10 protein-coding genes are annotated in these 14753 nt (G+C 43.7%); 7 read left to right on the top strand and 3 right to left on the bottom strand.

Annotation, left to right across the window (positions count from 1 at the left end; all coding sequences use genetic code 11):
• Window positions 1–206 precede the first annotated feature (206 nt).
• On the bottom strand, window positions 207–1217 hold the full coding sequence (locus HMPREF0663_RS06715; protein ID WP_004369586.1) for a class II fructose-bisphosphate aldolase: 1011 nt from the start codon (window positions 1215–1217) through the stop codon (window positions 207–209).
• Window positions 1218–1798: 581 nt separating this feature from the next.
• On the opposite strand from HMPREF0663_RS06715, the gene HMPREF0663_RS06710 reads away from it, so the two are divergent.
• The 7 genes from HMPREF0663_RS06710 to HMPREF0663_RS06680 all read left to right on the top strand — a co-directional run bounded on the left by HMPREF0663_RS06710 (window position 1799) and on the right by HMPREF0663_RS06680 (window position 12356).
• Complete coding sequence (locus tag HMPREF0663_RS06710; protein WP_004369585.1) at window positions 1799–5014, top strand: SusC/RagA family TonB-linked outer membrane protein; 3216 nt, start codon at window positions 1799–1801, stop codon at window positions 5012–5014.
• Between the two features lie 15 nt (window positions 5015–5029).
• Window positions 5030–6628, top strand: a complete 1599-nt coding sequence (locus HMPREF0663_RS06705; RefSeq protein ID WP_004369584.1) for a RagB/SusD family nutrient uptake outer membrane protein — start codon at window positions 5030–5032, stop codon at window positions 6626–6628.
• Between the two features lie 14 nt (window positions 6629–6642).
• Window positions 6643–7455 carry an endonuclease/exonuclease/phosphatase family protein gene (locus HMPREF0663_RS06700; protein ID WP_004369583.1) on the top strand — a complete coding sequence of 271 codons (813 nt, stop codon included), beginning with the start codon at window positions 6643–6645 and terminating at the stop codon, window positions 7453–7455.
• 13 nt (window positions 7456–7468) lie between these two features.
• The gene (locus HMPREF0663_RS06695) at window positions 7469–8284 is read left to right on the top strand and encodes a hypothetical protein (protein WP_004369582.1); all 816 of its coding nucleotides are present in this window, start codon (window positions 7469–7471) and stop codon (window positions 8282–8284) included.
• A gap of 134 nt (window positions 8285–8418) precedes the next feature.
• On the top strand, window positions 8419–9546 hold the full coding sequence (locus HMPREF0663_RS06690) for an alkaline phosphatase (protein WP_004369581.1): 1128 nt from the start codon (window positions 8419–8421) through the stop codon (window positions 9544–9546).
• 40 nt (window positions 9547–9586) lie between these two features.
• A complete protein-coding gene (locus HMPREF0663_RS06685) occupies window positions 9587–11194 on the top strand; it encodes an MGH1-like glycoside hydrolase domain-containing protein (protein ID WP_004369580.1) in 1608 nt (535 codons plus the stop codon).
• A gap of 256 nt (window positions 11195–11450) precedes the next feature.
• Complete coding sequence (locus HMPREF0663_RS06680; protein WP_004369579.1) at window positions 11451–12356, top strand: alkaline phosphatase family protein; 906 nt, start codon at window positions 11451–11453, stop codon at window positions 12354–12356.
• 194 nt (window positions 12357–12550) lie between these two features.
• Here the strand turns inward: HMPREF0663_RS06680 and HMPREF0663_RS06675 are convergent, their stop codons facing one another.
• Both HMPREF0663_RS06675 and HMPREF0663_RS06670 read right to left on the bottom strand, forming a co-directional pair.
• Complete coding sequence (locus tag HMPREF0663_RS06675) at window positions 12551–13783, bottom strand: sugar MFS transporter (protein WP_004369578.1); 1233 nt, start codon at window positions 13781–13783, stop codon at window positions 12551–12553.
• Between the two features lie 128 nt (window positions 13784–13911).
• Entirely contained in the window at window positions 13912–14601 is a 690-nt protein-coding gene (locus HMPREF0663_RS06670) for an MIP family channel protein (RefSeq protein WP_004369577.1), read from the bottom strand.
• Window positions 14602–14753 lie beyond the last annotated feature (152 nt).

Here is a 14753-nt window from a genome sequence, read left to right as displayed (position 1 = left end):
TATTTCTTATAAAAGCATCGCCCATTCCGCAGAAACAGCGTGAGAAAAGAAAATATCGGTAATTCGGACGTACAACGGCCTGCATGTTTAGCAGGAGAAAACAAATAAAAAGCGGGCGCCACACATACGTTAGCCCCGCCTTTTTCCAATTCAATTATATATGTATTTTACGTAATATTTACGCTTAATGGCAATATCCGTTCTGCTTAGTCTAATTGCGCGAGCTTGTTCTCAGAGCCGAGCACGTCTACAATCTTGTGCTCATAGAGCTCCGTCATCAAGTCGCGAGCAGGACCACAATATTTGCGCGGATCGAATTCACCCGGCTTCTCGTTGAATACTTTGCGTACTGCAGCTGTGAAAGCCAAACGGGAATCCGAGTCGATATTGATCTTGCAAACGGCGCTCTTAGCTGCCTTGCGAAGCTGTTCCTCGGGTATACCGACAGCATCTGGCAGTTTTCCGCCATTTTCGTTGATGATCTTAACATACTCCTGAGGCACTGAAGAAGAACCGTGGAGCACGATTGGGAAGCCCGGGAGTTTCACCATGATGGCATCGAGCACATCGAAAGCCAATGGAGGAGGTACGAGTAAGCCCGTTTTCGGATCGCGTGTACACTGCTCCGGAGTAAACTTATAAGCTCCATGAGACGTTCCGATAGAGATAGCCAGTGAGTCTACGCCCGTACGTTTTACAAAGTCGATAACTTCTTCAGGCTTCGTATAATGAGATTCTGCTGCAACTACTTCGTCTTCTACGCCCGCAAGTACACCGAGTTCGCCCTCTACGGTTACATCGAACTGATGGGCATAGTCTACTACCTTTTTGGTCAAAGCGATGTTCTCCTCGTAAGGAAGTGAGGAACCATCGATCATTACCGATGAAAAACCATAGTCTACACAGCTTTTACAGGTCTCGAAAGTATCGCCATGATCCAAATGCAATGCTATTTCAGGATGCTTGCAACCCAATTCTTTAGCATATTCCACAGCTCCCTGTGCCATATAACGCAGTAACGTTTGGTTGGCATAGTTGCGCGCCCCCTTAGATACTTGCAGGATAACCGGCGATTTCTTTTCCGAAGAAGCTTTGATGATTGCCTGCAGCTGCTCCATATTGTTGAAGTTGAAAGCCGGAATAGCGTAACCGCCATTAATGGCTCTTTTAAACATCTCGCGGGTGTTTACGAGGCCTAATGATTTGTAATCTACCATATTTTTAAATCTTTAAAAATGAATAATCAACATTTTTTATTATTACTTTGCAAAGTTAACATTTTAATTTGGGCTGACAAAGCATGCAACATTTTTTAAACATACCATGTAGATTAAACAGACGGCACAATTATGAGTATTTCGTTTTAAAATACTTTTCCTATTTTTAACGATAAACAGAGCGTTTGAAATGATAACATAGCAGGTATAAAAGCCCGATACGTCTTGCACTTTAATAATATTAACAAATAATAACAAGGACAAAAAAGTAAGTTTAAAAAGAAAAATAGTACATTTGCACCGCAATACTATAGAAAATAAACCGGCAATACGGTGAATGTCTAAACCGAATAATTAAAACCGGTATACCCATCTTCGTACAATGAAAACACAATTTTATGCAGACGACATATTATATAAGCAGTCTATTTAAAATTGAAAGATAATAAGGATAAACAAACTATAAGCCGCTTCAATGAAGAAGAGGCATAATGAAAAACGATGTCTGTCGGGCACTTGGCTACGAACAGAATATGGCAGAGAGATATCTACATTACAGATCATACTAACCAAAATCAATCATGATGAGAAAAAGAAAAACATTCAGAAGAGCTCAATGCAGGCTATATAGCATAGCTGCGTTGACAGTATTGGCATTTTTGCCCCCATCATCAGCTTTTGCAACAGGCAGTTTTAAAACTGTTACAGAAATGACCATGCAGGAAAACGGCACGGATATTTCGGGAACAGTAAGAGATGCCAATGGCGAACCAATAGCCGGTGCTACCGTAAAAGTAGTAGGTAATAACGGTGGAGTTGCAACAGATATCGACGGCCATTTTACTGTGAAAGCTGTCAGGGGAGCTAAATTACAAATTTCATATATCGGCTTTATTACTCAAACCGTAACAGTTACAGACCGGCCTTTGAATATTATATTGAAGGAAGACAATAAATCTCTTAACGAAGTAGTGGTTATCGGTTACGGCAGTCAGCGTAAACAAGACCTTTCAACAGCCGTATCTTCTGTAAATTTAGACCAGAGTATGAAGAGTCGCCCATCCACTCTTTCGGCTATGATGCAGGGCTCTATGCCGGGCGTGATGGTACAGAATAACGGCGGCGATCCGCTTGCAACTTCGTCGCTTTCTATCCGTGGTCGCGGTTCGCGTGGGACGGATGATAACTACAACAGCGGCGACGGAGTTCTATATGTAGTGGATGGAGTGCCGGGAGCACCTTATAATATTGAAGATATAGAATCTATCACGGTACTGAAAGATGCTGCCTCGGCAGCTATCTATGGCGCGAGTGTAGGTTCCGGAGGTGTGGTAGTCATCACTACCAAGCAGGCAAAAGAAGGTAAAATTCGTGTGAGTTTCAACATTTCCAAGAGTTTTAAAAACGTCTACAATAAACCTGAAACACTTACCTCCGAGCAATACAATCAGGTTTGGGCGGATGCAACAAGACTGTATGGCGGTTCTTTACCGTCGACAGCTAATCCGCAAGTTTATCCTTACGGCGCTGTTACGCGTACCAACTGGCTGGACGAGATATTCCGCACTGGCTATTTAGAGCATTATGCCCTGTCTCTTTCTGGCGGAACAAATAAACTGAAGGCTTTTGCTTCGCTCAATTTCGATCGTGACAGGGGTATTCTTGAAAACACATTTGCCGAAAAGCTCGGTGCTAAATTGAACGTGGATTTCCAAGTAAACAAATGGATAAGGATCGGAGAACAGGCCATTTATCAATTTACTGACGGGCAAGGAGATGTGAACACCGGTCATGAAGGCGTGCTCGCCAACGCCATCTTCTTCCCACGTTCGGCCACTGTTTACGACTATGACAAAAACGGCAAACTTCTTACAGATGATTATGGTCGTCCGCTTTACCACGGAACATTACCGCGATGGGCTGCCAATGAGGGTATCAGCGGTTATGGAGAATTCCGCAATCCACGAGCCCTGTTAGACCGACTCGATCAGGAAAGACCTTCTCATACGCTCTTCTCTACTACAACTTTAGAGGTAAAACCATGGTCATTCCTTACATTAAAGTCGCAATTTACTGCTGGAATCCAAATCAGTGAGTTCGATGTATTCCATCATAAAGTTCCAGAACCCGGGAATCCTACTAATGAAAACCGCCATAATATAACACATCGTAACCAGAATAACTGGATTTGGGAGACAACCGCAACTTATGCACAAGCGTTCGGCGAACATCATATCAGCGCAATGGCAGGGTGGACTATGAAGTACGATAAATATAAAATGTATGCCATATATACATCGGGTTATTCCTTAGAAGACCGTCATTCGTCTACATTTCCTAATGCTACAGATTGGTCAAAATATAAACCTGATGAAGAAATATGGGAAGAATCGATGACTTCGGCCTTTGCTCGTATAGGCTATTCTTGGGCAGATAGATACTTCGTTACCGGTAGCTTGCGTCGCGATGCATCATCAAAACTTTACAAAGATAATAACTCCGACGTATTTCCTGCTATCTCAGGATCATGGAAACTTTCATCCGAACCGTTCTTTGCTCCTTACAAATCGATTTTCAATTTGGTAAAACTCCGCGCAAGTTGGGGACAGGTAGGAAACGTAGCTTTAGTACCTCGCTATTCATGGAACGTACCGATGGGATTTACAAAATATGCCATTATCTACGGTAAAAACCTCAACAGAGAAGTGTATGGAGCATATACGGAATCTATAGGTGTAAAAAATCTTAAATGGGAAACAACAGAACAATGGGGAATAGGTTTGGATTTAGGACTCTTCGATAATGATTTGAACCTTACTATCGACTATTATAATAAACATACTAAAAACCTTATTGAAAAAATGCCGGTACCCTCTGTTGCCGGTATCTCTATCGAACCTTATGGAAATGTAGGCGATGTAGTTAACCGAGGATGGGAGTTTAGCGCATCTTACAATAAGACTATCGGCGAGGTAACCTTTAGTGTTAACGGTAATCTTTCTACGGTTCATAATGAAGTGTTAGACCTCGGATCGCGCGAATTCCTTGCACATAACGTCGTTGTTAATAGTCAACAGCCGCTACGTTCTACCGTCGGACATCCTTGGTACTCGTATTATGTGCTCAAAACCAATGGCATTTTCCAGACACAGGAGGAAATCAACAACTATAAATGGACAGATCCTAAAACAGGTTTATCTAAGATGATACAACCGAATGCTAAGCCGGGAGACTTCAGATACGTAGATTTTAATAACGACGGACAAATCAATTCCGACGACAATCAGTATATGGGAAGTTACATGCCGAAGATAACATTCGCTTTCGGAGGTAATGTGACTTACAAAAACTTCGACTTTAATTTCCAATTCCAAGGTGTTGGTAAGTCTACCATCTATAATGCTTTTAAACAAATGACGCTTACAGGACGCCAACAAGGAAGTAATATGTTACGCGATATCTTGAATGCATGGGACTACAATCCTAACTCCGGAATTCCGCGTTTGGCACTGACCGACGACTCTAACGGCAATTATACCAACCCGTCGGATTTCTATCTTGAAGACGGAAGTTACCTAAGATTCAAAAACATTACTTTGGGTTATACCTTGCCTCAAGGCGTAATGCGCTCGATAGGACTTGCAGGTTCTTCACTTCGTTTCTATTTCAATTGCGAAAATACATTCACAATTACCGACTATACTGGGTTCGATCCTGAAGTCGGAAACTTCGGTCTCGATGCAGGAACCTACCCTATCGCACGTTCATTCACATTTGGTTTAAACTTTAGTTTCTAAAAATCATTCAATCTTATGAAAATTTCAAATCTAAAATATTGGGCGTTTTCTTTAACTATCTGCACTGTATTAGGCAGTTGTAACGACTTCTTGGAGCATGATCCTTACGGACTTCAAGGCTCAGTAAACTTCTGGAAGACAGAAAAAGATGTAGAGAGTGCGCTAAATGCATTCCATGCATTTACTTATGAAGAGGGAATTACAGGTCGTGGTTTTATGTGGTTTGAGAACTGCAGCGATAATCTTGTTACGGGTAGACCGCAGGCCGAAGCCGCACAAATCAAGAACTTTCAGATGTCAGCTGCCAACGGACGCGATGCTAAAGATACTTGGCCTGCCATGTATCAACTCATTGCAAAGGCCAATGATGTACTACGTAACGTGCCCGGAATGAACATTTCGGCCGACATCAAGAACAAAGCAGTGGGGCAAGCCCACTTCTATAGAGCTTTTGCTTATCTGTGGATAGCTCCTTTCTATGGCGATAACGGCCCTAACGGCGGCATTCCAATCGTAACAGAGACAACACCTACAGCAGAATTAGATCAGCCGCGTCCTAAATCGGTGCTCGAAAATTACGACATGATTATACAGGATATGGACAAAGCAGCCGATCTGCTTCCTTATTTCTCGCAATTAGCAGATGATGATTACGGTCGTCCTCACAAAGCTGCATGCTGGGCGTTTGCCGCACGTGCGGCACTTTACGCGGCACAGTTCGACCAAAGTTATTATAATAAGGTTATCGAGTATTGCAATAAAGTGATGAATATGACAGGAGCAGACAAGCGCAGTCTCTACCCTGATTTTACCAAGTTATTCCGTAAAGAGAATAATTTCTGCGAGGAATACCTGTTCTCTCTTCTCGGTAATGCTACAGAAGGTCCTAAGTTTCATGGTATGTCTTTCCAAAACGGAGGATGGGGATATTACAACACATGGGGATACTTCCAGCCTACACTTGAACTATATAAGGCTTACGAAACCGGCGATGTCCGCCGCGATGCCACCATTCTTTATCCCGGACAGCATATCAGTTTCATCGGACATGATATTCATTTCGGTGTAAATCCTAATAATATATCCAGCACATCGGGCATGACTTTCCGTAAATTCATGTCGCCTTTCGAGGCTTCAGACTGTATCGGAAAAGACGTAAGTCCTAACGGCAATAACCAAAGCAACACATTAGGAATGGTATTGATACGCTATGCAGACATCATTCTGATGAAAGCCGAAGCTCTTATCTGGACTCAAGGAGAAGGAAACACCGAGGCAAAAACGTTACTGAACCAAATACGCAAGCGTGCCGGATTACCGGAAAACAGCAACGCTACCAAGGCTCAACTGAAGAATGAACGCCGATGCGAACTTGCTTTTGAATACCAACCGAGCCGTCATCTCGACCTCGTAAGATGGGGAGATGCACAAACCGTCTATGCTCAACCGCTGCATGGAATACGATCTACTACCGACGGAACTCGAATAACCAATATCGAAGAGATTGAAATATGGAACGCCCGTACTTTCGATCCTGTGAAAAATCAAGTCTTCCCCATTCCTGCTTCCCAAGTTGCGAGCAGCAAAAATCTTACTCAGAACAAAGGTTATTAATAAAAAGATAGATTATGAAATTAAGACATATTTATATTCTGACTGCACTTTTCCTTGCATTACCCTTCATTGGCAATGCACAGGAACTGAAAATAATTACGTTTAATATCCGCTCTTTCGAACCAGATTTCAATACTCAACCTTATGCGGAATTGTTATGGAATGAAAAACCGGACGTGGTATGCTTAAATGAAGTCGAAAACAGAAGTTCCCGACAGCAGTTCGATGGCAAGTATCGGGATGTCGTGCAAGACCTTGCTAACCGTATACACTTGTTTGGACTCTTCGGATATTCTTATAATTTATCGAATAAAGACGGCAAAAATCCGGAAGAAAATTATAAATACTGCGAAAACGAACTTTACGGAAATGCCATCTTAAGCAGGTATCCCATCCTAAATGTAAGCACAATACAGTTGCCGCGCCCTACCGGTTCGGCAGACCAACGTGGTGTGGTTATTGCCGACATACTGCTTCCTGAAGGCAAAATAATAAGGGTTGCCTGCACTCATCTCGACCATGTAGGCGGACAGTTGGAACAAGCTGCCGTTCTTACATCCGATGAAGTGAAAAGCAATACCTACCCCACAATACTCTGCGGAGATATGAATGTAGGGCCAAATTCCGATGTTATCAAGAAACTTCTGACCGTTTACGACCGATTGGACAATGATTCAGGAACGTATCTCGGCCTTTCTAAAATCGATTTCATTCTTGGTACCAAAGGTAAATGGGAGCTGAAGAGTTGCAAAGTACTTGATCGACACCTCAATGGAAAGGAACTTTCCGACCATTGTCCTGTTGTCTCTGTTGTTAAACTTAAATAAAAAATAGGCTAATATGAAAACAAAATATCTATTATCAACGGCATTGTTCGCAATTCCTCTTTTATTCTGTTCCTGCATTAAAGAAGATTGGGGAGTCATTCCCGATAATCAGAACGGCACTTCGAATACGAAGGAATGGAATAAGAATAAAACTGTAGACTTCTATTTCATTACTAACTTGAACGATAAAACTACGGGAAACTACGATAATATAGCCCAATTCTTCAACAACAAGGGCAGCAAATGTTCCATAGGAATTGTCGACAGATCGGATATCAAGAATTATTCAGAGCAGAATACCTGCGAAAATCATTCCACAGAATTAGCTGTAAAGACTGCACGTTTTACGAGTTTCGCCTTCAATAAGTACAATCAAGGCAACATCGAGGGCAGTACAATTCTATTTAATCATAAAATAAATAATGTGGAGAGCTTCAAGATTACCGACGATTGTTATATACAATTCATCCCTATCATGGCTAAATCGAACGTTGCTTCACCAATAGAAATTCTTACACCCTTTGCTACTGTCAGGTTCGACAACGATGATCAGCTCAAGAACGCAGTAACCACATTAAAAACATTAGGGAGCAATACCTACCGTGCACTGATCGTCGGTACTGTGAAGAATAGTCTTATATCCGGCCTAAAAGGCGTTGTAGAACAAGTAGACGGCTATACATTCACACAGGTTACCAAAGATGCCGACAACGACTATGCCATTTTCATGGCCGGTCCTAAGTCTTGGGTACTGCGAGAAACAACAGCCACCTCTGTCAGCGGTACACTCAATGCTTACTGTATATCTGTAGAAGCAAGCGTAGAATAAACACATAACCGCAACAAATATCCCTGTATCTTTTTAAAAAGGCAGGGATATTTACTGCCTTTCTCAAGATATTCTTCCTACTTAAAGAAAATATGATATTTTTGTATATCGAAACTATCTAAACATTTCACGGCATGAAAATTAAAAAACTTTTATTCCTTACGGCATTGTTTGCCTATATCGGCGCCGACGCACAGACCGTCAACCTACAAGAATATACATTAGAAAAGCCATACACCGTAGAAAAGATTTCTCCTGTTTCGGGCAAAGGCCATGTAAAGAATGTAATTCTGATGATAGGAGACGGCATGAGCTTGATGCACATACAGGCTGCATGGACGTGCAACCGCGGCCATCTGTGGTTAGAGAATGCCCAAGCTACGGGGCTCTCGAAAACACCTGCTTCAAACAGGCTCATCACCGACTCCGGCTCGGGAGGCACTTCGTTGGCAACAGGTTATAAAACTATTTACCATGCTGTGGGCGTCGATGCCGACGGAAAGCCGCTCACCTCGTTGTGCACGTTAGCTAAAACCAAGGGAAAAGATGCAGGTATCGCCGTTACATGTCGACTTTGGGACGCTACCCCCTGCGATTTCTGCTGTCATAACATAGATAGAAACAACGAACAAGACCTTGTTGCCGATTACTTAGACAGCAATATCGATTATGCATTCGGCGGCGGAGCCAAATATTTTGAACACAGAACCGACGGACGTAATATTTTCAACGAACTTAAAAGCAAGGGATATCACATTTCCCGCACATGGGAAGACCTGCAAAAGTGGCAGAAAGGCAAAGTATTTTGCGTGCCCTACGACGTCGATACCCCGCTTCCCGACGAACGAGGCGACCTGCTTGCCCGCGCTGCATTGAAAGGTATGAACCTTATGAATCAAAACAAAAACGGCTTCTTCATGATGATAGAGGGTTCGCAACTCGACGATTACGGGCATTTCAATCAGCTCGACATGCTTATGAAAGAAACTTTAGACTTCGATCGTACCGTGGGCGAAGTTATGAAATGGGCAGCCAAAGACGGACAGACATTGGTGGTAATCACTGCAGATCACGAAACGGGCGGCATGACCGTACATGGCGGAAACCTTGAAAGCGGCACCGTTGTCTGCAATTTCTCTACTAAAGACCATTCAGGCACCATGGTTCCTGTATATGCATTCGGCCCGGGATCCGAACAGTTTACCGGTTTTATGGACAATACCGATATTTTTTGGAAGATCAAGAAACTGATGGATATGTAATGCACCCCACAATCATAACCGGCGAAAATAAAATGAAACGATGATACTACTAAAGAAGATTTTGCTTTTAACGGTGCTCTTGCCGGCACCGGCTGCTGCACAAAACCTGATACCTTCGGGTTCTCCATTATATAAATTGCCGTACAAAAACACTTATGTTATGGAAACGCTCGTTGCAGAGAACTCTTTTCGTACGGCGAAAGTAGAAAAGACAAAGCCCGGAACATTCGAACAAGCCCGCAAGGTGTTGCCCTCGCCCTATTGGGAAGGGCATGCGAAGGAGATTGAGATGTACTGGCGAGCGTGGCAGATAGGCATCGGAAACATCTGTCAGCCGCTCGACGACTCCGGTTTCGTTACCAGTTATATTGCTCCGGCATACAACGGAAACATCTTCATGTGGGACGATGCCTTTATTACCATGTTCTGCCGTTACGGTAAAAACTTCTTCCCGTTCCAGAAAACTCTTGATAATTTCTACGCTAAACAGCACCCCGACGGCTTCATCTGCCGCGAAATACGGGCAGATGGTTCCGATTGTTTCGGCAGATATGATCCCACCAGTACGGGCCCGAACCTGCTGCCGTGGTCGGAATGGCTTTATTATACCCAATTCGGAGATGATAACCGTCTGAACAAGGTGTTCCCTGTATTGGCGGCATATTACAAATGGTTGAAGCTGAACCGTACTTGGCGTAACGGTACATATTGGAGCAGTGGCTGGGGAACGGGCATGGATAACATGCCGCGTGTACAGGATGGCTACAATACAATCTACAGCAACGGCCACATGATATGGCTCGATGCCTGCTTACAGCAAATCATGGTGGCCGACATTCTGCTCAAAATGGGGTTTTATCTTGAGCGTTGGCAAGAGATAGAAACCTTTGAAGACGACATTAAAAGGCTTTCTGCCTACATCAACAAGAACATGTGGAACAGCAAAGACGGTTTCCTGTACGATCAATACGAAAACGACAGCCTCAGCACTACGCAGGGCATTTATGCCTATTGGGCGTTACAAACGAACGTACTCGGTAAAGATCGTCTCGACAAACTGGTGTCTCATCTGTCCGATACGGCCAAATTCAACCGTTACCATCGCATTCCGTCGCTCGCAGCCGATAATCCTAAGTATAAAGCCAACGGGCGTTATTGGGTGGGAGGCGTATGGCCGAGCACCAATTACATGGTTATTTCCGGACTTGCAGACAAGGGCTACCGCAAATTGGCCTACGATATAACTCTGAACCATTACTACAACGTCTTTAAAGTTTACCAAAACACAGGTACTTTCTTCGAGTATTATGCACCCGAAGAGGCTGCACCCGGCTTCATGGCACGCAAGGACTTCGTGGGCTGGACAGGCCTGCCGCCTATCGCAGAACTGATAGAATACATCTTCGGCATACGTGCAAACCATGAGTCGAACACGATTACGATCGACGTAAACCTGCTCGATGCCTACGGTATAGATAAGTATCCCTACGGCGAGAACGGCTCCATATCGTTCAAAGTTGCCAAACGCAGCAATGCCGAAGAGAAGCCCAAGGTTACTATCAAGAGCAATGTACCCTTCAAAGCCGTACTTCTTTGGGGCGACAATAAGGTAGAAAAAGAAATCAAGGCAGGCTCGCAAATTATCTGAAACCATCCGTTCTACGCCCAATCATATTACAGATAACCATAGGCGCATGCAGTAATAAGCATCGCGATTGCAGCTTCAGCGCCCGACAGACCTGCCACCTGTCTTGTTCAGACCGTAGTTCCAAGCCGCTTACATGTATCATTCATCTCAGACATACCGCCCTCCTATCAAAGGCAAAAAGCGATAAGGCGGCGACGAACGGTAAATATTCGCAAGTCATAACCTAATTTAAACAACATAAAATTATCAATCTACAATGAACAGAAAAATACTATTGGCCGTACTCATGCTTACGGTATTCGGATTAATGCAGGCAAATGCAAAGAAATGGAAGGCAAAACATGTGGTATTAATCGGTATAGACGGATGGGGTGCATATAGCGTACCGAAGGCACACGACATACCTAATATACGCTCACTCATGCAGAATGGCTGCTATACACTGAAGAAACGTTGCGATCTCCCATCAGAATCAGCCGTCAATTGGTCGGCAATGTTCAACGGTGCATGTACTGAAATGCACGGATACACCAACTGGAATTCGCGCGTACCCGAAATACCTTCGATGTGTACCAATGCTCATGGCATCTATCCTACCATCTATTCTGTCATCAGAGAGCAGATACCTAACGCCGAAACAGGGAACATTGCCGAGTGGGATGGCATAAAATATCTTATCGATTCGCTTGCTATTAATTACGTAGACGTGGCATCTAATTACGAAAAAGACGACGAGCAACTCTGCCGGATGGCCGAACAGTACATTAAGAAGAGTAAACCAACGTTCTTGGCCGTATGCTTTGATCAGGTCGACCACGTGGGACACGCCATCGGGCACGATACTCCGGCATACTACGACGTGCTTGCCAAGCTCGACAAGCAGGTAGGACGCATCATTCAAGCACTGAAAGATGCAGGCATATACGACGATACTATCGTCATGATGACGTCGGATCATGGCGGGATAGGCAAAGGTCATGGCGGGAAAACCCTACAGGAAATGGAAATTCCTTTTATCATCTGCGGCAAGAACGTGAAGAAAGGAATGGTAATAAAAGACGTGATGATGCAGTTCGATACGGCTGCCACAATCGCCGAGGTGTTCAACCTAAAACGCCCGCAGGCATGGCGCGGACTGCCCATCTATAGCGTGTTCGAATAACGGCTGCCACAATAGACGATGCTGTAAGGGCAAATAATATAATAAAGAATAAACCTTTTGCTTGTGCATAGGGGCATGCTATAAAAAACAGCATCCTTATGCACAGGCTTTTTACTTTACGGATACCGTCTTTCCGTCCTTACCCGATCTGAAACGAAAACCATCACTTCAAACCTATATCCTATTGTCTTTTATCACTTCACTGTTGTTCCAATATCGTTTCTATATCCTCTTACCAACCGCAGAGCGTACAGAAATACGAACATATAGCCAATCAAAGGAATTATAAACGGCACCACAAGGTTCGTATTATCGGCCACATAGCCCATCAATAGGAAACCGCAACCGCCGATAGGCGTCATCATTAACAGCGACGAAGCACTCTTGGTAAGCCGTCCTAAGCCCGACAAAGCCAAAGAGAATATAGTGGGAAACATGATTGCCTCGAACATGTAATTGCACAAAAGCGCAATCAGAGACAGATTTTCCATGTCCAAAAGCACGATTAATGTGCAACCTACCGTGCCTGAACCGCATATCAGCAGCATCTTTTCGGCACGTACACGTCGCATAATCCAGCTGCCTATGAAACGTCCCACCATAAAGAAAGCCAGCGCACAGGTAAGTACAACAGAAGCAGTACGGTCGCTCATCCAATTCTGACCGGTCACGAAATTGATGAAATAACTATTGATAGAGATTTCGGCCACCTCGTATGCCAGCAATGCAAACAGGCCGAAAACAAACAATTTATGCCTCCAAAGGCTTCTAAGATTACCGTCTTCCTTATTTTCTGCTTCCATCTTTGCCGCTTCATGTGTTATCTCAGGCAGGTCTACTCTCGAGAATATCACGGCTATTACTAATACCAAAGTCCCGAGAATGGTATAAGGAACCACCACATTACCATCGGTCGTATCGTTTCGAAACAAGAACTGTCCTACACAAAATGTTGCAAAAAGACTGCCAAGCCCGTTGAACGACTGCGACAGGTTGAGCCTGCTCGTGGCCGTTTCGCGCACTCCAAGTTCCGTAACATACGGATTTGCCGCCGTTTCGAGAAATACCAAACCGCATCCGATGATAAATAAAGCGGCAAGAAAACCATAAAATGTGCCCAATTCAGCCCCCGGAATAAACAGCAAGGAACCGCATCCGAAGAGCAAAAGACCAAAAACTACGCCACGTCGATAGCCGAACTTATTGATAAAAATGCCTGCCGGAATGGCGGTCAGAAAGTAACCGAGGTAGGTTGTAACCTGTATGAGTGCCGACTGTGTGATCGTAATATGCAGCTCATTCTGAAAATGTTTGTTCAATAGATCGAGGATAGCCCTTGCAAATCCCCATAGAAAAAACAACGAAGTTATTAGTATAAAGGGCACAAGATATTTCTTCTCTGTCAGCGAAACCTTATTTTTTTTCATCCTATCTATAAATTCCAAACATGAATAACTTAATAAAAAGAAAGGTCACCGCCACCGTAAATACTACATAGCGGTAACCTTTCTTGCTGTTTGCCCCCATTTCCGGAGACAAAATATGAATGATATAATTACTTTTCTACCTGTTCCGGATCGACCACTTTCCATACAAGAGCGGCGATAACTGCACCTACCATCGGCGCAACAATAAATATCCAAAGGTTATGGAGTGCCGTTCCGCCTTGGAAAAGAGCCGGCCCTATAGAACGTGCAGGGTTCACAGAAGTGCCCGTGTAGTGGATACATACCAAATGTACAAGTATCAGCGACAAGCCGATAGCCAAGCCTGCAAAGTTGTTAGTTGCACCGTTTGTCTTGGCTGTAGCGCCAAGTACCACCAATACAAATACGCATGTAAAGAACATTTCGGCCAAGAAACCGCCGATAACCGTAATGGTTCCGTCGCCATAAGCCTGCAAATCGTTGGCTCCGGTGCCCACTATACCCGTACTGGATGTAATAATATAAAGGATAGATGCACCTATTATGCCTCCTATTACTTGGAACAACATGTACATACCGCAGTCTTTAGCGCTCATACGTTTACTTAGAAACACACCAAGAGTAATGGCTGGATTGATATGACAGCCCGAAATACCGCCGATGGTATAAGCCATAGCAACGACAGACAGGCCGAATGCCATCGCTGTACCGACAACTGTTTCAGGATCACCGTTGTTACATCCCAAACTCACGGCCGCTCCGCAACCCATAAGCACAAGCACCATCGTGCCAAACATCTCTGCTAAATACTTTTTCATATATAAAAAAACTTAAATAAAATGATCATTATCATACATAACAGCGCAAATATAGGTATTTTTATTGGGTTTGGCAAGAAAAACAAAAATTGTTTTCAAGTTTTACAGGTTGTAGAGTCATTACGGTTATATTTTGGCTTTTCCGCATATAA

Source organism: Hoylesella oralis ATCC 33269 (genome assembly GCF_000185145.2).
Taxonomy (GTDB): domain Bacteria; phylum Bacteroidota; class Bacteroidia; order Bacteroidales; family Bacteroidaceae; genus Prevotella; species Prevotella phocaeensis.
The sequence above is the reverse complement of the archived record's forward strand: the minus strand, read 5'-3'. Positions and strand labels throughout refer to the sequence as shown.